This is a genomic window from Mucilaginibacter sp. SMC90 (assembly GCF_022811725.1).
Taxonomy (GTDB): domain Bacteria; phylum Bacteroidota; class Bacteroidia; order Sphingobacteriales; family Sphingobacteriaceae; genus Mucilaginibacter.
This window is the reverse complement of record NZ_CP094527.1, coordinates 1,399,109-1,421,953: the sequence shown is the minus strand read 5'-3', so window position 1 is coordinate 1,421,953 and position 22,845 is coordinate 1,399,109. Positions and strand designations below refer to the sequence as shown.

Sequence of the window (22,845 nt, the reverse complement as noted above, 5' to 3'; positions counted from 1 at the left end):
TAAATATCTATCACACTATTGTGTTAAACTGCACACCAATTTCCCTAATACCCTAAAACTCTCCTCCACTACCTCATCAAAAGCCAGCCCAAAACTAATGCGGATAAAGTTATTAAAACGACCATCTACACTAAAGATCTGGCCGGGGGCTATGCTTATGTTTTGCTCTATTGCCAATTGGTATAGCTCAAATGCATTCACTTTTTTATCCAATTCAACCCAGAGCGCATAACCGCCCTGCGGCCTGCTGATTTTTGTACCTGGCGGAAAATACGTTGCTATGGCCTGCGTATAGCGCAGGCATTGGGTATACAATGCTTTACGCAAATGCCTCATATGTAAATCATATCTTCCGGTTTCAAAAAAATGACCGATAGCTGCTTGCGTGGGCGTTGCTGATGCAATAGAATGCATCATTTTGATATTCAGAACCTGCTCCTTAAACCTGCCGGGGATACACCAACCCACCCTGTAACCCGGTGCTATAGATTTAGAAACCGATGAACAGAGGATAACCAACCCCTCCTTATCATAGCTTTTACAGGTACGCGGGCGGCTTTTACCAAAATAGATCTCGCCGTAAATATCATCCTCAATCAGCGGTACCTGCTTTTTTGCAAGCAAGTGCACCAATTGCTGTTTACGTTCGTCGGGCATGCAAACACCTATCGGGTTGCTAAAATTGGTAACAAACAAACATACTTTTACTGGTACTTCATCCATTGCCCGTTCCAGATATTCCAGGTCAAGGCCCGTATCAGGTTTAACGGGAATCTCCAGTACTTTCAAATCAAGGCTTAGCATTACATTAAAAATACCAAAGTAGGTAGGGCTTTCAATAGCGATGGTGTCGCCGGGCCTGGTAAGGGCCCGCAGGCAAAATATCAAAGCCTCGAGACAGCCCTGCGTAGTTACCACGTCATCTTCGGTGATATTGCCGCCCCAGTTAAAGGCATTTTTAGCCACCTGTTTGCGCAATGCGATGTTACCCTGCAGGTTCTCGTATGTAATATTGCCCGACGGGCTGTTACGGATCGACTCCAACATGGATTTACTAAGCTTGGCCAGCGGGATCAAACTCAATGGCGGCGATGACCGTGACAACTGGATCACACTATCTTCAGACATGTTGCGATAAACCATCGCTATCATTTCGGCAACACTGGCCTGCTCTACTTTTTTGAGCGGAGGTTTTGTTGCAGGCACACTGGTAAAACGGGCAGGCAGGTATTTTACATAATAGCCAGATTTGGTACGTGCTTCAATCAACCCCATATTTTCAAGCTCAACATAAGCTTTATAAGCAGTGTTCAGGCTGATGCCCTGCTCCTGGCTCAGCATCCTCACCGATGGCAGCTTATCCCCGGGGTTCAGCAGGTTTTGTTTGATCTGCTTTTCAATTCTTGCAGCAATCTTTGCATATAAAAATTCATCATCTGTTTTGAATGCCTGGCTTTCCATACAAAATCTGTTATGCTCAAAATTAATAAAACTGCATCTGTTTTGCTATTTAAGGATGCTTTTATTTTGTATTGATCAAATTCATTAATCATATGGAACTACAGGTTATCGATTATCAGCCGCAACACGCCCCCTACTTTGAAAAATTTAACAAAGCATGGCTCGAAGAACATTTTACCGTTGAGCCTTTTGACAAATGGGTACTGGAAAATCCCGACGAGGCCATTATTAAAACAGGCGGCAATATTTATTTCATTACTTCAAACCAAAAAATTATCGGTACTGTAGCGCTGCGGCACATCGAGGCCGGCGTTTATGAGCTTACCAAAATGGCTGTAGACCGTGATCATCGCGGGGCGGGTGCAGGTCAGTTTTTATGCCAAACGGGGATTGATAAAGCCAGGGAACTGGGTGTAAAAAAGCTGGTATTATTTTCAAACAGGATTTTGGAAAATGCCATCCACATTTACCGTAAACTGGGTTTTACCGAAATTCCGGTTGAGCCGGGTACCTACAAACGTGCCGATATCATGATGGAAATAAATTTTATAAACAATTAAGTGTTTCTTATTTTTTGTAGAGACGCATAATTGCGTCTCTTGCAGCACAAGCCGCTTTGCCAAACGTTAACCGTTTTAAATTGCAAGCGGGAAACGCAATTATGCGTCTCTACATTAAAAAACCAGCTTTTCAACTTTATGAAAAATATATTAACCGAACAGGAAGTACAGCAGCTAAGGGCCGAAACCCGGGGCACAACAAAAACTATCCATTTTAACAATGCCGGCTCATCCCTACCGCCGGATGTAGTAGTTGATACCGTTATCAATTACCTGCATGAAGAGGCGCAAAACGGTGGTTACGAAACCGAATATACTTATCGTGATGAGTTGGAAAACACCTACAGTTTTATAGCCCAACTCATTAATGCGCATAAAGATGAGATTGCCGTAGTTGAAAACGCCAGTACCGGCTGGTGGCTGGCCTTTAACGGTATTGATTTTAAACCCGGCGACGAGATCATTACCTGCGAAATGGAATATGTAACCAATTTGATAGGCTTACTGCATGCCCAAAAAACTTATGGTGTTGTGTTTAAAGTGATCCCTAATGATGATCGGGGTAATTTTCAGCCACAGGCATTAGAAGATGCTATCACCAACCGTACAAAGCTTATAGCGGCAACCCATATCCCATCAACAGCGGGTTACATGATGCCGGTTGTGGAGATTGGCAAAATAGCACGCAGGCATAATATACTGTACTTGCTTGATGCCTGCCAAAGCGCAGGCCATGTGCCACTGGATGTGCAGGAAATAGGTTGCGATATGCTGGCAGTAACCGGCAGGAAGTATTTGCGCGCACCACGGGGTACCGGGTTTTTGTATGTACGTAAAGCGGTTCAGGACAAACTAAAACTGTTTTTCATGGATGGCTTCACCACGCAATGGGTAACCGAAACAGATTTTAAACCGCGCAGTGATGCCCGCCGTTTTGAGGTGTACGAGAAAAGCCGCGCCTTAACGCTTGGCCTTGGTAAAGCGGTGGAATATGCTCTTGATATTGGAATTGAGCGTGCCTGGCAGCGTGTGCAGTATTTGGCCAACCTGTTACGCGAAAAACTGAAGGAAGTGACTGGGATAACAGTACACGATTTCGGTGATCAGTTGTGTGGTATCGTTACCTTTTCTGTTGAAAAACGGGATGGCACAGCGGTAAAAAACAAACTGGCCGAAAAGCATATCAATGTATCAGTGGGTAAAGCAGCGTCAACACTCATCTATATGAATAAAAACCACCTGAACAACATTGTAAGGGCTTCTGTACATTATTATAACACCGAACAAGAAATTGAGCTTTTATGCGTGGCTTTGAGGGAGATAGTATAACAAACAACCTTCACCGGTGATCTTAATATTACCTGGCTAATGTTTATCAGCTGCAATGTTTAAAAGGCCTCCCCCATCCGGAAGCCCTTTTGTGTGCAAAAAGGTTGGGCATTTTGAGACTTTTGGGCGGGCGGGCCCTTGTATTGAGTAAAATTTAGATGACTTGCCTGCATATTTCCCGGAAATATGTAAATTGTCATCAACCAAAAAACATACCTATGAACTCTCGTCGTGATTTTTTACAGAAGTTGGGCTTATCTGCCCTGGCCCTGCAACTTGCACCGTACTCAGGATGGGCTGAAGGAATAAATAAAGCTGAAAAGCCTTATGATGGCCCAATATTGCGTGTAGCTATTATGGGGCTTGGCGGATATGGAACAAGAGTTGCAGACGCTATGCAAAGCTGTACCAAAGCTAAACTTGTAGGTGTAATCAGCGGCACACCATCAAAAGTTAAAAACTGGCAAAGCAAATATGGCATCCCCGAAAAAAATTGCTACAACTACGAGAACTTTGACAATATTAAAAACAACCCCGATATCGACGCCGTTTATGTTATCACACCAAACGGCTTGCACCGTGATTTTGTGATCCGTGTGGCAAAAGCAGGAAAGCATGCCATATGCGAAAAACCGATGGCTGTTAATGCGAAAGAAGGGCAGGAAATGGTTGACGCCTGTAAAAAAGCCAATGTAAAGCTGCTGGTTGGCTACCGGATGCATTTTGAACCCAAAACGCTGGAAGTGATCAGGATGAGGCAAAATGGCGAATTTGGGAAGATCAGGTTTTTTCAGGGCCAATGCGGGTTTACAATCGGCGATCCTACACAGTGGCGTTTGAACAAGCAACTGGCTGGCGGCGGGTCAATGATGGATATAGGTATTTATGCCATCAATGGATCGCGCTACATGACGGGCGAAGAACCTGTATGGGTTACTGCCCAGGAAACTAAAACCGATACGGTGAAATTTAAAGAAGGGGTTGATGAAACCATCCAGTTCCAGTTTGGATTTCCGAGCGGAGCGGTAGCTTCCTGCCTGTCTACCTATAACATGAACAATCTCGACCGCTTTTTCCTTGACGGAGAAAAGGGATTTGCCGAAATGCAGCCTTCTACCGGCTATGGGCCAATTAAAGGCCGTACCCATTTGGGCGAGCTTAACCAGCCTGTTACCACACATCAAACCGTACAAATGGACGAAATGTCTGAGATTATATTTAACAATAAAAAGCCGGTAGTACCAATAAACGGCGAGGAAGCAGTAAAAGACCTTAAAATAATTGATGCCATTTACCTCGCGGTCAAAACCGGAAAAAAGGTGGAAATTAGTTTGTAAAGTTGAAAGCATGCATCATGCCTAACCGTAAAAACGGTTTGTATTGTCATATTTAACAGATATTGTAACAAGGCAAGTATATGCTCATCTAAAATATAAAACTTATAAAAACATGAGCACCAAAGAAACATTTTCAATTAACGGTGAAGCGTTATTGGGAAAGATAAAAGAGATAATTAACGAAGGCAAAGCCAGCAGGATCACCATTTCTGACAAGCACGGTAAGGAGTTAATGACCTTTCCGTTAAGTGTAGGGCTGTTTGGGATGATACTTGCACCTGTATTTGCCGCTGTAGGCACCCTTGCCGCCCTGGTTACAGAATGTACGATAACTGTAGAACGGGAAGACGAAGAAGAAAAAGACACCCCGAAAGAATAAGGCGTCTTTCCTCATTCACAATATTAATGAATAAACTAAAAGGCGGGTACCTGGCTTTTAGTTTAAATACTCTTTAAAAAAGTCATTTGTCCTTTTCCAGGCTAACTCTGCCGCGGCTTTGTCATAGCGGGGAGTAGTGTTATTATGGAAGCCATGATTTGCATTTTCATAGATAAAAGCCTGGTATTTTTTACCGTTTTCTTTTAAAGCCTTTTCATAGGCAGGCCAGCCTTCTGTAATCCGGGTATCAAGCGCAGCATAATGCAGCATCAGCGGTGCCTTAATTTTAGGAACGTCTTCAATAGCCGGCTGGCTTCCGTAAAAGGGAACAGCGGCAGCCAGATCCGGAACCCGTACAGCCATCATATTGGCAATTCCTCCGCCATAGCAAAATCCAACAACGCCTACTTTACCATTGCAGTCTTTATGGTTTTTAAGGTATTCATAGGCTGCTATAAAATCTTCCTCCATTTGTCCTTTATCTCTTTTTGCCTGCATAGCGCGCCCTTCATCGTCATTACCTGGATAACCGCCCAACGGACTCAGTGCATCAGGCGCAAGCGTAATAAAACCCGCAAGGGCGGCCCTTCTGGCCACATCTTCAATATAGGGGTTTAAGCCCCTGTTTTCGTGAACTACTACAATGCCCCCTAACTTCTTTTTTGCGTCGGCAGGTTCCGACAACAGCCCTTTGATTGTTCCGCCACCTTTGGGCGAAGGGTAATTTATATAGCCTGATTTTAAGCCCGGGTCATCCGTCTTAACCTCGGCTGTCGAGTGGTAATCGGGCATCATGAAACTCATTAAAGCGGTTACAGTTAAACCGCCCACTGCATACATTGATAACTTTTGCATAAAAGTACGCCTGTCGAGGCGGTTATGTGCATAATCATCATACAGGTCAAACACTTCCTGTTTAATATCTTCTTTTTTAATTTGGTTCATATTGCTGGAGGCTTTATTCAAAAATACCGGTTAGGTTTTGCTTAGGGTGTAACAGTCTCGTTACCAGTAATGTTTTATGCTTTGTTTGGGTATATGGAATTGCCTGATAGATAATCTAAACCTTTAAAGATTTATTGTAACTGACTGGCCGCTTGCCGGGCAGTGCCCAGGTAGCATATAACCAATAACAAACCGGGAACAATGAGTGCCGGTAAACCAAAGTTTTTCGCCATTAAAGCGCCTGCGAGGCAGCCACCTAAAAAGCCTGCTATGGTTATGCTTTGCTTTTTTAAAGCATCCAGACTAACTGTATTCTTAAATACAGAAAAAATAAAGCTGCCAAGATCAAGCGAAGCCTGGGTTACGTTGCCGGTCATCATGGTTGTTGGGCCATAGGTTTCTTTGGCATAAAGTTTACCAAAAGCGTTTTGAAGGCCCATGGCAAATACCACCATCATTGCAGTGAAGTGTATCCCCCAGCCGGCGATGAAATAAAGCCTCACAAAAACTGCAAAAATCCCGCTAATAAGAAGCAAAAGACCTTCAATAAATAATAGCCTGTACCTTTTGCCCGTCTCCGATCCTATCCGTCCGCCGGTTATTACCGCCATAACAAAAACAGGGAAGGAAATCAATTTGATCCATGCCTGCGGATCAGCCCCTTTAATGATCTGGTAGGCGAATACAATAAAGTTACCGGTAACATGCGCCGAAAACATGGAAGCCGCCGCTACAAAAGTTACGGTGTCACAATAGCCGGCAATAGCACTTAACAGGATTGTTACATACCAGATATTGTTTGAATTTGCCATGACATTGTTTTTAAATGAGTGCGCAACCACACCCGCCAAAAGGGATTTTAGCCTGCAGGCAAAATACCTAATATTTCTTTTTAAACATATAAATAGATTATCATACTGATGATCAGGCTATTTTCAATAAGTCCGCAATGCTATTGCCTGCTCCCGATCTGAAAACAAATATCATCGGACAGCAAAACTGAAGAGATTGAGAAAGGCGTTGAAATTAATGTTGACAATTATGTCAAATAAAATAATGATAAAACGTTTTATTAATATTAATATTTTCATTAAATTCGTTTTCAATGAAAGATTATTGCAAATAATCAGTTTTATTCATTTGGTAAAACGTTTTATTTGTATTTCTACTTCACTTAAATCGCTTTTAATGAATGATTTTTTTGAGGCAGCAATTTTATCTGTTTGATAAAACGTTTTATTAAACAGGTTTTAATACATCTTTCTTTTTATAACTAAACTTAGCCGTCTTCACCAAATGAAAACAATTTTGAATTACAGGTACCTGTTTTAATTTTCAAAGAAATCCACTATTGTAATATTATGCCCTCCAATCATCAGTAAAAAACACTGATCAGGCATTGCTTTGGCATATTTTAACGATAGTACAGGCTATTGCAGGGCCGCTATTTTTTCTTCTGAAGTAATTATTCTTTAACAGTAAAGAATGAACGAAAACATTCCGGAAATATCCGGACAGGATTTTTATTGCCTTGTTTTTATAGCGTAATTATTCATAACTGCTTATTAATTAACAATATATATGTTTCAATTTCCTAACTACAATCAAATTAATTTATGAATGTTTTAACACTAACCAGGCGGGCATTGGTAATGCTTTGCTTAGTCCTTGCATTTTGCTCGGGTTGCAAAAAAGACAAACAGAGGACTTATGCCCTGTTGCCCCCAGATCCAGAGGACGTAACCGCCCAGGGCGCTTTATCTGTAAGCATTGAAAATACGGGTGGGAAAAATGCTGCAGAAGGTTCGGTAAAGGTGACAGATGGCGACACAGGAACCAAGTTTCTCATTTTTACCTACGATCCGAGTTTTTGGATCCAGCTAAAATTTAATAAGGCGCAGCATATTACAAGCTATACGCTCACTTCGGCTAATGACGCGCCTGAAAGGGACCCTAAAAACTGGAACCTTGCCGGGTCAAATGATGGTAATGCATGGACGGTATTAGATACCCGTACCAATGAAACCTTTGCAGACCGTGGCCAAACTAATAATTACGAGTTCGCTAACGACAAAACCTACACCTATTACAGGCTTAATATAACGGCTAACGGTGGGGATGATTTATTTCAGATGGCTGAGTGGCGCGTAACCAATGTGCCGCAATAAAACACTCAATTAATCAATCAAAATACTTTCAATCAACAAATAAAAAAACTATGTCAAAAATTCGACTTTTAAAAGTTTTTCTTGCGAGCTTGAGGAATAACAAACTTATGTATATCGCCCTGGTGTGTATGGCGTTTGTTATGAATGTTAGCGCGCAGGAAAGCCATCAGGCAATACAAATAACCGGTACCGTTAAGGACGAACTTAACTTGCCATTACCGGGCGTTACTGTCCGCAATCTTAAAACTAAAGGGGCTACAGTAACTAACGAAAAAGGCCGGTTCAACATCCAGGCCAGCCGTGGCGATTCAATTTCTGTGAGCTTTATCGGCTTCAGAACTTTTACCGCAGCTGTTAAAGATGAAATTAACTTTACCATCACCCTGCAGGCAGCTGCCAATAGTTTAAATGAGGTTGCTGTTGTAGGCTATGGCCAGCAAAAGAAAATCAGTGTAGTAGGTGCACAATCAACAGTAAACCTTGAGGATATCAAGCAGCCGGTTGCTAACCTGAGTGCTACACTGGCAGGCCGCATCAGCGGTTTGGTTGGGGTACAACGTTCGGGTTTACCGGGCCAAAACGGTGCCGATCTTTGGATCCGTGGTATCTCTACATTTAACGGCAGTAATAATGCATCTCCGCTAATTATCATTGATGGTGTGCAGGGCAGGGATATCAATGGTCTTGATGCCGAAGATATTTCTTCATTCACTATTTTGAAGGATGCATCAGCCACCGCGGTTTACGGTGTGGCGGGTGCCAACGGTGTAATATTGATCAACACTAAAAAAGGTACCAATAGCAAACCGGTTTTAATGTTCAATTATAACCAGGGTATCACTTCATTTACCAAAACTCCCGAATTAACTGATGGTATTGAATACATGATGTTAAGAAATGAGGCTCGTTTAGCCAGCGGTCAAAGTAAAGAGTATAGTAACAACTATATCAACTCAACCATCAAAAACGAAGACCCTAACCTTTATCCAAATGTAAACTGGATGAAGGCGTTGTTTAATAACACAGCGCAAAACAGGAGGGCCAATTTTAGTGCCCGTGGCGGTTCTGAAACTGCAACGTATTATATTTCAGGAGCTTATTATGACGAGGAAAGTTTATTGAAAACAGATGGCTTACAAAGTTATGATGCTACAACTAAGTTTAAGCGTTACAATTTTACCTCAAACGTTTCCATGAACTGGACAAGCACTACCAAATTTGATTTGGGTGTGCAGGGTTACATTGCCAATACTAACTACCCGGGTGTAAGCCCTAATAATGCCTTTGCCGATGTTATGCAAACCAATCCAGTGCTTTATCCTGTTATGTACCCGGGTAACCTGGTGCCGGGTGTAAGCTCGGCCGGCGCACAGCCTAACCCCTATGCAGAGATAACGCAAACAGGTTATCAAAACATATTCGCCAATCAGGTTTTGTCAAACGCAAGGCTAACACAGGATTTGAAATTCTTCCTTCCGGGCTTGTCATTTAGTGCATTGTACTCATTTGACGTTTATAATACTCACACTATCTCACGTACCCGTACAAGAAGCTGGTATCAAATAAACAGGGCTAATCCTTATAATGCAGACGGTTCAATTAATTTGAATTTAATACAACAGGGGTCAGATCAGCTTGGTTTTGCGCCGCAGGGTGATGCTAACGGTACCCGCCAGTATTATACCGAAGCTTCTTTAAATTACGACCATAGCTTTGGTAAAAAGAGCCACATAACCGGATTGGCTTTATTTAATCAGCGCGAGCAGCTATTAAATTCAGCAACAGATTTAACCGGATCGCTCCCTTACCGCAGCCAGGGTTTGGCCGGCAGGGTTACATACTCGTACGATAATAAATACTTTGCCGAAGGTAACTTTGGTTATAACGGTTCTGAAAACTTCGCACCAGCTAAAAAATTCGGATTTTTTCCATCTTTTGGTGTAGGATGGGTAATATCTAATGAGAAATTTTATGAGCCTATTAAAGACATTGTCGACTTTGCTAAAATCAGGTATTCTGACGGCATCGTAGGCGATGGTGGTGTACAGGCAGGTGGTAATGGCAGGCGGTTTGGTTACCTCACATTGGTAAGCACAGGTGCAAGCGGTTATACATTTGGTAATGGTTCGGCCAGTGGCAATACAACTTACGGCGGTACCGCAATTACCAGCTATGGCAGCGACGTACAATGGGCTCGATCACACAAACAGGACCTGGGCTTAGATATCCAGGCATTTAAATCGCTATTTTCATTAACGGTTGATGTGTTTCATGAAAGAAGGAGCGGTGTGTTTTTAGACAGGGCCTCAATCCCAGCTATCGTGGGTTTGGTGAGCGCGCCTCAGGGTAACCTTGGTATCATAACCAATAAAGGTATTGATGCTACTATTGCGCTTAACCCTACAAAAATAGGTGCGTTTACGCTTGATGTACGCGGTACATTTACTTATAACCGCGATAAGGTTATTGAAAATGACCAGGCCCCTCAGCCTTATCCATATATGGAAAGAAGAGGTACTAATTACCTGGCAACCTTTGGTTATGTGGCTACCGGCCTTTTCAAAGACCAGGCAGAAATTGATGCGGCCCCTACGCAATCGGCCCTTGGTACTGTACGCCCCGGCGATATCAGGTATAAGGATTTAAATGGTGATGGTAAAATTGATGCCAATGACGTTACTCGTATCGGTAATGGAGATGTGCCTACAACTGTTTATGGCTTGGGCTTCAATTTGCAATACAAAAACTTTTATATCGGCGTGTTCTTCCAGGGTGTAGCCGGAGCCGACAGGTTGTTGAGCGGCGACGGTATAATTCCGTTTAACAACAGTACCGGTGCCGAGCGTAGTAACCTTTTTGCTATAGCGGAAGACAGGTGGACGCCTGAAAATCCAAACCCTAACGCTTTTTATCCTCGTTTGGCTTACGGCAACAGCGCCAATAAAAACAATGCGGTAACATCATCGTGGTGGGTTAAAAACATTGATTTTGTTCGCTTAAAAACTGCCGATGTAGGTTATAACCTGCCTAAGCCCTTACTTAAAAGCATTGGTTTCAAAGCTGCCCGTGTGTATATGCAAGGTTTGAACCTTTTATACTGGAGCCCTTTCAAATTATGGGATCCTGAGCTTAATACCTCTAACGGTACTGCTTATCCAAACGTAAGAACATTAACTTTTGGTGTTCAGGCTAATTTTTAAAATATAAACAGATAAGTAAAAGAAAATGAAAAAATATACATATATAGGTTTGTGTGTGCTTGCGTTAAGCCTGGGTTCATGCAAAAAATATTTGAGCCAGGTTCCTGATGATATCATCACAACTGATAAGATATTTACTTCCAGAACCAATACCGATAACTTTTTAGCTAATATTTACAGTGCTATTCCCAATGAATTAACGCAGCGCTATAATGGTACAGGTAATTCAGGGCCATGGACAGCATCATCTGATGAGGCTAAATATAACTGGGATTTTAATTATAGTAATAATATGAATGCGAGCACCTGGAGCAATACCGATGGTGACGTGGGCTTTTATTGGAATGCCTATTATATAGCTATACGTAATGCAACGTATTTTATGCAAAACATTGACAGTGCTAACCCGGTCGAAGTTGATGCTAACGTAAAAAAGACCTATAAAGCAGAGGCGCGAGGTTTGCGTGCCCTTTTCTACTTCTGGTTGTTGCGTACTTATGGGCCGGTACCAATTATAGGTGACAAGATATTGGATGTTAATGCTCCTATTACCGATTTAAGATTACCCCGCAATTCATTTGATGAAGGTATTGATTTCGTGGTTTCTGAACTTGACGGCGCAGCTGCAGATTTAGAAGCTACGCCAAATTCGGCACAATACGGCAGGATCACAAGTGGTATTTGTAAAGCCTACAAGGTTGAAGCTTTAATGCTGAAAGCCAGTCCGCTTTACAACGGAAATACTGATTATGCTGCTTTAAAAAACAAGGATGGCAAGCAACTTATAAGCCAAACGGTTGATGTAACCAAATGGACAGCCGCAGCTACTGCCGCCAAATCGTTCATTACCACTTTTGTACCTACCACGTACCAGCTTTTCCAGGAAACGGACAGCGATCCTTTTATGGCTGCCTATAAATCATGCCGGGATGTTGTAACTACCGATTGGAATAGTGAGTGGATCTTTGCGCGGTCAAATAGTGGCAGCTATACACAGTATGACCGTACCCCCAAACACGTTGGGGCCGCTACGCCAAGTTCTGCTAACCAGGGTGGTGGTGCATTGGGTGTAACACAAACCATGGTTGACGCTTATTTTATGGCCAACGGTTTGCCTATCACAGATCAGTCATCCGGCTATGTTTCAACTGGTTTTTCAAGCTTTAAAGCACCTTTTGATGTGGCAGCCAGAAACACCTTTAACCCATGGGTAGGCCGCGAAGCTCGTTTTTATGTAGGCGTAACGTATACCAACAGCTACTGGTTAAACCAGGTATCAGGTTCAACGCTTATTACCGATTTTACTTTAAACGGAAACTCCGGGCGCTCACAAAGTACATCAGATGTTACACCAACTGGTTATACCGTGCGTAAAGATGTTACTAAAAGTGACGGTGCCAGAGGAGCCATCATGTTAAGGCTTGCAAATATCTATCTGGATTATGCTGAAGCACTTAATGAGTCGACCCCGGGAGATGCAGATATTTTGAAATATCTTAACCTAATCCGTCAGCGTGCAGATGTGCCTGCATATGGAAGCGCCGGTTTGCCTGCACCTGCAAATCAAAACGATATGCGCCTGGCTATCCGTGCCGAGCGGCGGGTTGAACTTGCCTTTGAAAACGCGCGATATTTTGATACACGCCGCTGGAAAATAGCCGAAAGCACTGATGCCGGCCAATTTTTTGGCATGGACATGAGCAAAAGCGATAATAGCTTTTATAACAAAACGCTACTTGAAACACGGGTTTTCAAAAAACGCGATTACCTGTTCCCGATCCCCAACGACGAAGTGTTGAAAAATAACAACATGGTTCAAAATACCGGTTGGTAATTAAAATTGACGCAATACCATTAAATTTAGCCCCGCTTAATGCGGGGCTTTTTTGAAAATCTGCCAAAATGAAAAGAACATTTTATTGTATGTGCTTGCTGGGTATTGCCGTTGGGGGCTGCAGCAAAAAAATAACTGCTCCACCCAAACAACCCGGCGTAGGTACAGACCCATCGGCTCCGGCCGCTACCTGGAAAGAACACTGGTTTGAACATGCGCAAACACTTAACAGGGTTTACTATGACACCAGCGTAGTGCTTTATTATGACGCCGATGTGAAACCGGCTGTTACATGGCCTAAAACCTATATGGCGCAAGCCTGGAACTATACCAAAAAAACTTACGGAAGCTTTGGCAATGATCCGCGGTTGTACGCGGTGTTTCATGCCGGCAAATATTCCGGCGGACATCCCTCAACTTATATGGATGCCAGTCATGATTATCATAATGTAACAGACTGCGGCTCGTCAGACCCTAACGCATGGACATCCGGCATCGGCAATGACATCGACCTGTCAACCCACGAAATAGGTCACATTGTTGAAGGCGCTGCAAAAGGAGTACATGGCTCACCGGCTTTCCCTATCTGGCATGATAGCAAGTGGATGGAAATTTACCAGTATGACCTTTATCTTGGTCTTGGCCGTGATGACGATGCAGCCCGCTGGAAAAATATGAAATTAACTACTGCCGATGGCTTTCCGCGTGCAGGCACACATTGGTTCAGGGATTGGTTTTACCCTGTTTATACCCAGTACGGAAAAACAAAGGTATTAAACAACTTCTTTGTACTACTGGCAAAATACTTCCCTAAGCAAACCTTTAATAACGGCAAAGAAACCTTCCCCGAATATTCAAGGGATTTAAATATGGGCGAGTTTATCCATTTCTGGAGCGGCGCAGCAGGCACAGATTTGAAACAGCTTGCATTAACCGCTTTTGGCGATAAAGACGAACATGGAAACAGCTGGATACCACAACTCGAAAAAGCCCGTACAGACTTTCCGGGAATTACTTATTAATAAAAAATAAAAATGATCAGTAAAAAACTATTATTCCTTGCCCTTTTATGCAGCGTAGGAACCTGCTTTGCGCAAGAGAAGGAAAATGATTTGAAAGAATACCATTTAAACCTCTCTGCAGATAGCAGCGCTTTAGATGCAAAATCAAGAGAGAAGCTTACAAAAGCTTTCTACAGCATTTATCCCGACTTTGCCCGGGCCAATAGCTATCACACCAAAAAACATTTATCAGTTGCTCTTTCTGATAGCCCTGCAATTACCGCCGAAGATGGTAAAATGGAGATCAGCGCTGCCCTGGTTAAAGACCTGTCTGAAAAGAAACTGGAAAAAGCTATGGAAGCAGCACTGGCAAAAAACTGGGTTTCGGCAGATACTATTAAAAAGAAAGGCTTTCAGCTGGTGTTTATAAACAAAAACCAACACATTGACCCGGCTGTGCAGCAAAGTTTAATTGATACCTACTTTGAAATTTTCCCGGTATTGATCAAAACCTTCAATAAAAAAACAACCAAAAGTGTTGTATTTGTAACGGATACAGCTTACGGCGGTGTTGCAGAAGCGAGCGGTAACCGCATCCTGTTCAGCACTAAATATTTCAAAGCGCACCCAACCGATATCGATGTGGTAACCCACGAAACCATGCACCTGGTTCAGGGTTATGGCTACAGTGCCGGGCCGGTTTGGTTAACAGAAGGCATAGCCGATTACGTAAGGTATAAATACGGCGTTGATAACGTAGGTTCAAAATGGTATTTGCCAGCTTTTAGCAGCAAACAACATTATACCAACAGCTACCGCGTAACAGCCCGCTTTTTTGCATGGCTCGAAAAAAACGTTAAGCCGGGTTTAATTGCCGATCTGGATGTGCAATTACGCGCTCATCAGTATTCCGACCAATCATGGGTAGCCCTAACCGGTAAAAGCCTTGATGCCCTTTGGGAAGCATACAGCCAAAACCCTGCTGTTGAACTAACTTACAGCGATAAAGCAAAGGGTAAAAAGGGATAATAATATATTCTTTTAAAGTTTAAGGATCTAAAGCATCTATTTTTTGAGATGTTTTAGATCCTTTTTTATTTATGCCCATAGCTCAAAGATTGGATGAATTGCACCAGAGGTGCAAAAGGTTTGTAGAAAATGAAATAAATAAATTTTTGTTGTGCCGGAGGTACACAACTTCTCAAAGCAGTAATTTTTTTAAATCATTTTATGGAAACGCTTAAATCCCTGCATCCTATGGGAAATAAGTATCCATGAAAAAGATTATTTCCTTTCCACTATTTGCAATTATACTGTTTGTACTACCTGTAGTAACAGTTTATGCGCAAAGCCCGCAGCTTACGGTTGATGGTAAAAGCAATAATGGCGTTAAGCTGCAACAGTTAAAAGTTGACGTCGCTATTTATGGCAACATCAGCCGCACCACCTGGCAAATGACTTTCTTTAACTCAACTTCGCGCATTTTAGAAGGTACGCTGATATTTCCGTTAAAGGATGGCGTGAGCGTGAGCCGTTACGCGCTGGACATTAATGGCAAAATGCGCGAGGCTGTACCTGTTGACAGGGGTAAGGGAACTGTAACATTTGAGGCCATTGAACGCCGTCGGGTTGATCCGGGCTTGCTCGAAAAGGTTGAAGGAAACGCATTCCGTACGCGTATTTATCCTATTAATCCCAACAGCACCCGTACGGTGATCATTGGGTATGAAGAAGAGGTTCCCATGGCCGATAAAGGCAACCTGAAATTTACGCTACCGCTAAATGTTAAGGATACTGTCGAAAAATTTTCGCTCAATGCATCGGTAATTCAAAATGCCGAAGCCCCGCTTGCTGAAGGAGAAGGCGACATACTGCATTTTGATAACCACCATAACACTTATTCGGCATCTATTGAAAAAAGCAATTACGTGCCCGACCATCCCCTATCGTTTTTAATCCCTAAGCCTGCCGAAGCAAATGAGGTAATGCTGCAGGCACAGGGAAATAAGTACTATTACTTTATTAATACTTCATTAAACTCGCAGCCTTTGGATAAACCGCTTCCCCGCCGAATCGGCCTGCTATGGGATGCATCGTTAAGTGGTAGCAATCGCGATAGCAAAAAAGAGCTGGCCTTGCTGGATACTTATTTCAAAAAAGTAAATAATGCAGATGTTAATCTTACAACATTCAGCAATAAAGTGACCGGCAGCAAAAGTTATACTATACATAACGGCGACTGGACTGAGCTTAAAACAGCGCTTGAGCACATTACTTATGACGGTGCCACCAATTTGGGAAATATCAACCTGGCCCAATACCCGGCAGATGAGTACCTGCTGATGAGCGATGGTCACCAAACCTTTGGCGAAAAAACTTTGAAGCTTACCGGTAAGCCGGTTTACTGCATCAATTCATCACCAACAGCCGATTATAGCAACCTTAAACTCATTGCCCTGAAAACACATGGCGAACTGATAGACCTTAACGGAACTAATGCCGATAAAGCCTTGAATAAGCTAACCACCCGTTCGCTTCATTTTCTGGGTATCAAGGCAGGGGCCCTGGTTGAAGAAACTTATCCCTCTTTACCTGTGGCAGTTGGTAACTCATTTTCAATAGCAGGAATCACCCGCAACCCCAACCAAACCATCACCCTGCAATATGGTTATGGCGATAAGGTTAGTTTTGAAAAAACAGTTACACTTGATTTGGCAACCAACGCCGTTGAAGGAGTGGACGTGGCCAAACTATGGGCACAGAAAAAGATCAGCGAGCTGGATATTAACTACGATGCCAACCGGCAGGAAATTGAATCGCTTGGCAAACGGTTCGGCATTATTACCCGCAATACGTCGCTTATAGTATTGGAAAATGTAAGTGATTACATCCAATACGGTATTGAACCACCTGCCGAACTGCAGGCCCAATACGATGCCATCATGAAGCAACGAGGTCCGGTTAACGAGCCCATACGTGAAAACCTGACCACGGCTTACACTACAAAAGCAGAATTGGCACAATGGTGGGATACCAAGATCGAAGCTGAGGAAAAACCTAAAGCAACAAATAAAAATACCACTGCAGTTGCACCAAATCCCGTTACACCGGTAGTGTCACCGCGCAGAGCTGCCAAAGCTAATACTCCGGTTGTTTTTGGTAATTCCCGGGCAGTAAGCCAGGCGCAATATTCAGCAAATGCAGCCCCGGAAAATGCAAACCAGCTTAACGAGGTTGTTGTAGTAGGCTATACCGCACAAAGAAAACAAACCCTTACCAGTTCGGTAAGCCAGGTTCAGGACAGGGCTGTAACTCCCGGTTATGTTAATACTGCATTATCTGGCAGGATAGCCGGAGTACAGGTAACCGATGCGGGGGCTCCGGGTTCAAACGCCGAGGTACGCATCCGCGGTAATGCCAGTACCGGAAGTAGCCAGCCCTTGTATGTTGTTGATGGAGTGGCTACAACTACTAATCCCAATATTAACCCTAATGACATTGTATCGGTTAATGTTTTGAAAAGTGGCAATGCTACCGCGATGTATGGAGCAAGGGCCGCCGAAGGTGTTGTGATAATCCATACCCGGAACGCCGCTGTTCAGTCTGATTCTGTGGCCAATTCTGTTGATAAAAACGGGGCCATCAACGTAGCATACAACCCGGCCGCTGCCGATTATTTAAAGATCATCCAGAAAACAGACAAGGCCACACAGTATCAAAAATACCTGGATTTAAGAACGTCGTTGAGCGGTAACCCTGTTTATTATTTTGATGTGGCCGATTATTTTATAAAAACAGGCAACACAGAACTGGGTAAACGGATTTTGAGTAACCTTGCCGAGCTTGACCTGGGCAGCTATGAACTATATAAAATGCTGGGCTATAAATTGAAACAGCTTGGCGATTTTGAAGGCGAAGTATTTGCCTTTAAAAAAGTAACCGAATTACGCCCGCTTGATCCGCAAAGCTATCGTGATTATGGTTTGGCCCTTGATGATGCCGGCGAACATCAAAAGGCGCTTGACGTGCTTTATACCGCCATGACCAAAAGCTACACTGCCGATGCCGATGGCCTGTACCGTGGTATCCAGGAGATTTTCCTTCCGGAAATAAACCGGATAATTGCGCTAAATAAGGGAAGGCTCAACATTGCTGCTATTGATAAAAAGCTCATTAAACCACTGCCGGTTGATGTTCGCATTGTGATGGACTGGAACATGAATAATACCGACATTGACCTTTGGGTAACCGACCCTAATAATGAAAAATGCTTTTATAGCCATAATCGTACAGCCATAGGCGGCAGAATTTCGCATGATATGACACAGGGCTTTGGCCCGGAACAGTTTTTATTAAAAAAAGCTATCAAGGGAACTTATAAAATAGAGATCAATTATTACGGTGACAGGCAGGCTACCATTGCCGGGCCAACCACGGTTATGGCCGAAATGTTTACGCATTACGGAACACACGACGAAAAGAAGGAGATCATAGTGCTACAGATGAAAAAAGGCACAAACGGCACTGTTTACATTGGCGATCTGGATTTTAAATAGATGATCGGGGCGTTATCCAGGCCTTTGCAACGGCAGAGCTCCGCTAACAGCGGGGCTCTTTTTGTTTAAGATCTGGAAATTACAACAGATCCTGTTTAGTGCCTGGCTAAACATACGGGGTTAACTAATTCCGGTAAAATGATTGAAAGTTTTAATAATCATATTGTTAGCTTTTCAGCTTCAGGCGTTCTGCTTTCGGCGTTTATATAATTTCATGGAAACCGTTTTTAATACCGTTACTTTTTTAAATTAGCGCTAAATCCTAACCCGATAAGCAAAGTATGAAAAACATAAAAAGTACTATTCTACTGGCCAGTGTTGGCCTTGCGCTCAGCTGGTCGTTTTCAGCTGTACCAACCTGGGCACAGGTTAATCACCCAAAAGCAGTAAAGACTGCAGCCGAAAAAAACCTGCCGCTTGATCCTGCCGTACGTACCGGTAAGTTGGCCAATGGTTTTACCTATTACATAAGGCACAACGAAGAACCCAAAAAACGGGTAACATTTTACCTGGCCAATAAAGTTGGATCGGTATTAGAGGACGACAGCCAGCGCGGCCTTGCCCATTTTATGGAGCACATGAGTTTTAACGGCACTAAAAATTTCCCAAAAAATGAACTGGTAAGTTACCTGCAAAAATCAGGTGTACGTTTTGGGGCCGATTTAAATGCCTATACTTCATTTGATGAAACTGTGTATCAATTGCCAATCCCGTCTGATAATCCGGAGATCCTGAAAAATGGGATCCAGATCATGCGTGACTGGGCCCAGGATGCTACATTAGACCCAACCGAGATCAATAAGGAACGCGGTGTGGTATTGGAAGAGAAACGTTTAGGTAAAGGTGCACAGGAGCGTATGCAACGGGCTTACCTGCCGGTAATTCTTAATCACTCGCGCTATTCATTACGCCTCCCTATCGGTACCGACGAGGTGTTAAACAATTTTAAGCCCGAAACCATTAAACGCTTTTACCATGATTGGTACCGCCCGGATCTGCAGGCGTTGATCGTGGTTGGTGATATCGATGTGAACGAGATGGAGAAAACCATCAAGGCAAAGTTCAGCGATTTGAAAAAGCCGGCTGCCGAAAAGCCCCGCACCAAATACACGGTGCCATTAACCGGCCAAAATCAGTTCATCGCTATTACTGATAAGGAGATGACCGTAACGGTAGCCCAGGTTTTCATGAAACAACCCGCGCTTGACCTGCATACAGCGTCTGAATATCGCCAAAGTACTATCCGTGGCTTGTATAACAGAATGGTAGGTGCGCGTTATGCCGAGATTATGCGCCAGGCAAACCCGCCATATTTGCAGGGTGGTTCTGACCTCAGCGGCTTTTTAGGCGGGCTGGATACTTATAGCGTTTATGCTGTGGCCAAACCCGGCGAACTGGAAAAAGGTTTCAAGACCGCCTGGCGCGAAACAGAAAGGATCAAACGCTTTGGCTTTACCCAAACCGAACTTGACCGCGCCAAACAAAGCTTCCTGAGCGATATGGAAGCAGCGTTAAAAGAAAAAAACAAAACCAACTCGGATAGTTATGTGAGCGAATACCTGCAATACTTTTTAAAAGGTACCGCCGCGCCGGGTATAAGCTACGAATATGATCTGGTAAAAAATGAATTGCCGGGTATATCACTTAGCGAGGTGAACGCAATTACCAAGACTTCTATTAAAAGCACTAACCGTGACGTAATGCTGCTTGCACCCGAAAAGGATAAAGCAACCCTACCGGCAGAGGCTGTAGTTAACACATGGATAAAAGACGTTGAAGCCGAAGACCTGAAGCCATACAATGACGAAGTGAGCAAACAACCACTGTTGGCTAACGAACCGGCGGCAGGCAAAATCACCGGCGAAACCAAAGATGCCGCTTTAGGTACCACCACCTTAACCTTAAGCAACGGCATTAAGGTTGTACTTAAGCCAACCGATTTTAAAGATAACGAGATCTTGTTCAGCGCTACCTCTGCGGGTGGTACTTCGCTTTACAGCGATGCTGATTTCGAATCGGCCAAAAATGCATCGGGCATGGTGGAGTCATTTGGTGTAGGTAACTATAACCCTACGCAACTGGAAAAATATCTTTCGGGTAAACAACTAAGCGTTAGTCCGTATATCAGCGAGCGTACGCAGGGTATTGGTGGTAATTCAACCCCTAAAGACCTGGAAACCGCTTTTGAGCTCATTTACGGTTATTTGACCGAACCACGCAAGGATGCCGACCTGTTCCAGGGAATCATTACCAGCTCAAAAGCCGGACTTGCCAACAGGCTTAATGACCCTAATGCTGTTTTCCAGGATACTTTAAGCGCGGTTTTGGGTAATCACAGTATTCGCCGTACCGGCCCAAGCATTGCCAAGATCGATCAGATCAGCCTTGACCGTGAATATGTCATTTATAAGGAGCGTTTTGCAGATGCATCGGGCATGACCTTTACTTTTGTGGGTAATATTGATATCGATAAAATAAAACCGCTGCTTGAAAAGTACATAGCCTCGTTACCGGCTAAAAACCTGGGCGAACAGGCTAAAGACCTCGGCATCCATATCCCCGAAGGTCAAATAGCGAAAAACGTATACAAAGGTTCGGAACCAAAGGCATCGGTTGATTTGATCTGGTCGGGCACGTTTGATTACAGCGCAGCCGAAAGGATCCAGCTGGATGCGTTGAAGGAGTGTTTACAAATAAGGCTGATTGAGCGTTTAAGGGAAGATGAAAGCGGTGTTTACTCGCCGGGGGCCTTTGCTAACAACAGCAAGTTCCCAACGCAACGCTATTCGGTAATTGTTTACTTTGGCTGTGACCCTAAAAATGCCGACAAGCTGGTAGCCTCAACTCTTGATGAGATCAGCAAGATCAAAGCAAACGGACCTGCACAGGTAAACATTGATAAATGGCGTGCAGAAAGCATCCGCAGCCGTGAAACAGCTGTACGCACCAACGGTTTTTGGCTGGGCTATATCAGCGGGCAAATCAACGATAAGGAAGATTTGCACCAATTGGATAACTACACTAAAGATTTGAACAGTGTAACCATTGAAAGCGTAAAAGCTACTGCTCAAAAATACCTGAGCGGCAAAAACTATATCCGTATGCAATTGCTTCCCGAAGCAAGCAAATAATAAAGTACCAACCGGTAAAAACATAAACGGCCGCCCTGCAAAAGGCGGCCGTTTATGTTTTATAATTTATGCGTGGTTGAAATCAATGTCCTTTCCCAAAGTTTTTTTCACCTGCTTCAACAGCCATATCAACGCGGTTTTCGTCGGGAGGTTTAGGGCATGAGTAGCCGCTTGCAAAAGCACAGTACGGATTGTAGGCTTTATTGAAATCTATAATGATAGAGCCACTTTTAATGTCTTTGGTAGTAAGGTCGATATAGCGGCCGCCACCGTATGTTTCTGAACCATTTGTAGCGTCTGTAAACGGCAGGAACAGGTAATTGCTAAATGCCGGGTTTTGCGCCAGGGCGATACTTTTATAAATGGTTAACTGCACAGGTTTGCCTTTTAACGTAAAGGAAAGCTGGGCGTACCGCACATACTGACTGCCTGTACCGCTAAAGGTGGGGATAATAAAAGCCGCCTGATTAGTTAACAGCTGCGCCCGGGCAGTAACGCGGTAGGTGCTATCGGCATCATAAAAACGAAGAAATTCGAGATCTTCCTTTTTTAGTGGCGAACGCGGATCTTTCAAAAAATCATCTTTATAATTTTGCCTGAAAGAGGCAATCTGTTCTTTATGGCTTTGGGCAAAGCTATATTGGCAAATAAAGAAGAGGAATAGAACGGCGCTGAAATATTTCATGTATAATGCAGGGATTAGGCTCAAAGTTAACTTAGAAACCAATAATAAAAAAGAGGTCATTGTACAACGATCTCTTTTTTTAACATGTGCCTTCTGCACCCCACACAGACTTTAAGTTAACTCACCGGCATCAACACATCGCGGCTATCTGATTTAAGTTTTGCCCTCCCGGTTTTAGATCCGGAAGGACGAAACTCACTTTACCGATAGTTATAAAATACCCTGTAGGTGCAAAAGGTTAGCAACCTATAGTTTGGGG

General features: G+C 43.4%; 15 protein-coding genes. 11 read left to right on the top strand and 4 right to left on the bottom strand.

Annotation, left to right across the window (positions count from 1 at the left end; translation table 11 throughout):
• Nucleotides 1-15: 15 nt before the first annotated feature.
• On the bottom strand, nucleotides 16-1,461 hold the full coding sequence (locus tag MTO98_RS06205; RefSeq protein ID WP_243485743.1) for a PLP-dependent aminotransferase family protein: 1,446 nt from the start codon (nucleotides 1,459-1,461) through the stop codon (nucleotides 16-18).
• A 92-nt stretch (nucleotides 1,462-1,553) separates the two neighbouring features.
• Here MTO98_RS06205 and MTO98_RS06200 point away from each other — a divergent pair, with 92 nt between their 5' ends.
• The 4 genes from MTO98_RS06200 (at nucleotide 1,554) to MTO98_RS06185 (ending at nucleotide 5,066) form a co-directional block, all read left to right on the top strand.
• The gene (locus tag MTO98_RS06200) at nucleotides 1,554-2,021 is read left to right on the top strand and encodes a GNAT family N-acetyltransferase (RefSeq protein WP_243485742.1); all 468 of its coding nucleotides are present in this window, start codon (nucleotides 1,554-1,556) and stop codon (nucleotides 2,019-2,021) included.
• A gap of 138 nt (nucleotides 2,022-2,159) precedes the next feature.
• Nucleotides 2,160-3,350, top strand: a complete 1,191-nt coding sequence (locus MTO98_RS06195) for an aminotransferase class V-fold PLP-dependent enzyme (RefSeq protein ID WP_243485741.1) — start codon at nucleotides 2,160-2,162, stop codon at nucleotides 3,348-3,350.
• Nucleotides 3,351-3,568: 218 nt separating this feature from the next.
• The gene (locus MTO98_RS06190) at nucleotides 3,569-4,687 is read left to right on the top strand and encodes a Gfo/Idh/MocA family protein (protein ID WP_243485740.1); all 1,119 of its coding nucleotides are present in this window, start codon (nucleotides 3,569-3,571) and stop codon (nucleotides 4,685-4,687) included.
• A gap of 112 nt (nucleotides 4,688-4,799) precedes the next feature.
• Nucleotides 4,800-5,066: a DUF4342 domain-containing protein gene (locus tag MTO98_RS06185; RefSeq protein WP_243485739.1), complete on the top strand. Its 267-nt coding sequence runs from the start codon at nucleotides 4,800-4,802 to the stop codon at nucleotides 5,064-5,066.
• Nucleotides 5,067-5,123: 57 nt separating this feature from the next.
• On the opposite strand, the gene MTO98_RS06180 is transcribed toward MTO98_RS06185, so the two are convergent.
• Entirely contained in the window at nucleotides 5,124-6,011 is an 888-nt protein-coding gene (locus tag MTO98_RS06180) for a dienelactone hydrolase family protein (protein WP_243485738.1), read from the bottom strand.
• Nucleotides 6,012-6,142: 131 nt separating this feature from the next.
• Nucleotides 6,143-6,823: a YoaK family protein gene (locus MTO98_RS06175; RefSeq protein WP_243485737.1), complete on the bottom strand. Its 681-nt coding sequence runs from the start codon at nucleotides 6,821-6,823 to the stop codon at nucleotides 6,143-6,145.
• A gap of 804 nt (nucleotides 6,824-7,627) precedes the next feature.
• Between MTO98_RS06175 and MTO98_RS06170 the strand changes: the two genes are divergently transcribed.
• The 7 genes from MTO98_RS06170 (at nucleotide 7,628) to MTO98_RS06140 (ending at nucleotide 21,901) form a co-directional block, all read left to right on the top strand.
• Nucleotides 7,628-8,179, top strand: a complete 552-nt coding sequence (locus MTO98_RS06170) for a discoidin domain-containing protein (RefSeq protein WP_243485736.1) — start codon at nucleotides 7,628-7,630, stop codon at nucleotides 8,177-8,179.
• Between the two features lie 107 nt (nucleotides 8,180-8,286).
• Nucleotides 8,287-11,379, top strand: a complete 3,093-nt coding sequence (locus tag MTO98_RS06165; RefSeq protein WP_243485735.1) for a TonB-dependent receptor — start codon at nucleotides 8,287-8,289, stop codon at nucleotides 11,377-11,379.
• Nucleotides 11,380-11,404: 25 nt separating this feature from the next.
• Nucleotides 11,405-13,213 carry a RagB/SusD family nutrient uptake outer membrane protein gene (locus tag MTO98_RS06160; RefSeq protein ID WP_243485734.1) on the top strand — a complete coding sequence of 603 codons (1,809 nt, stop codon included), beginning with the start codon at nucleotides 11,405-11,407 and terminating at the stop codon, nucleotides 13,211-13,213.
• A 68-nt stretch (nucleotides 13,214-13,281) separates the two neighbouring features.
• Entirely contained in the window at nucleotides 13,282-14,235 is a 954-nt protein-coding gene (locus tag MTO98_RS06155) for a hypothetical protein (RefSeq protein ID WP_243485733.1), read from the top strand.
• A 12-nt stretch (nucleotides 14,236-14,247) separates the two neighbouring features.
• Nucleotides 14,248-15,243 (top strand): basic secretory family protein, encoded by a 996-nt coding sequence (locus MTO98_RS06150; protein ID WP_243485732.1) that lies wholly within the window; start codon nucleotides 14,248-14,250, stop codon nucleotides 15,241-15,243.
• A gap of 245 nt (nucleotides 15,244-15,488) precedes the next feature.
• Nucleotides 15,489-18,770, top strand: a complete 3,282-nt coding sequence (locus tag MTO98_RS06145) for a VIT domain-containing protein (RefSeq protein WP_243485731.1) — start codon at nucleotides 15,489-15,491, stop codon at nucleotides 18,768-18,770.
• Between the two features lie 281 nt (nucleotides 18,771-19,051).
• Nucleotides 19,052-21,901, top strand: a complete 2,850-nt coding sequence (locus MTO98_RS06140; protein WP_243485730.1) for a pitrilysin family protein — start codon at nucleotides 19,052-19,054, stop codon at nucleotides 21,899-21,901.
• A gap of 82 nt (nucleotides 21,902-21,983) precedes the next feature.
• Here MTO98_RS06140 and MTO98_RS06135 read toward each other — a convergent pair whose 3' ends face one another.
• A complete protein-coding gene (locus MTO98_RS06135; protein WP_243485729.1) occupies nucleotides 21,984-22,586 on the bottom strand; it encodes a DUF1684 domain-containing protein in 603 nt (200 codons plus the stop codon).
• Between the last annotated feature and the right edge of the window lie 259 nt (nucleotides 22,587-22,845).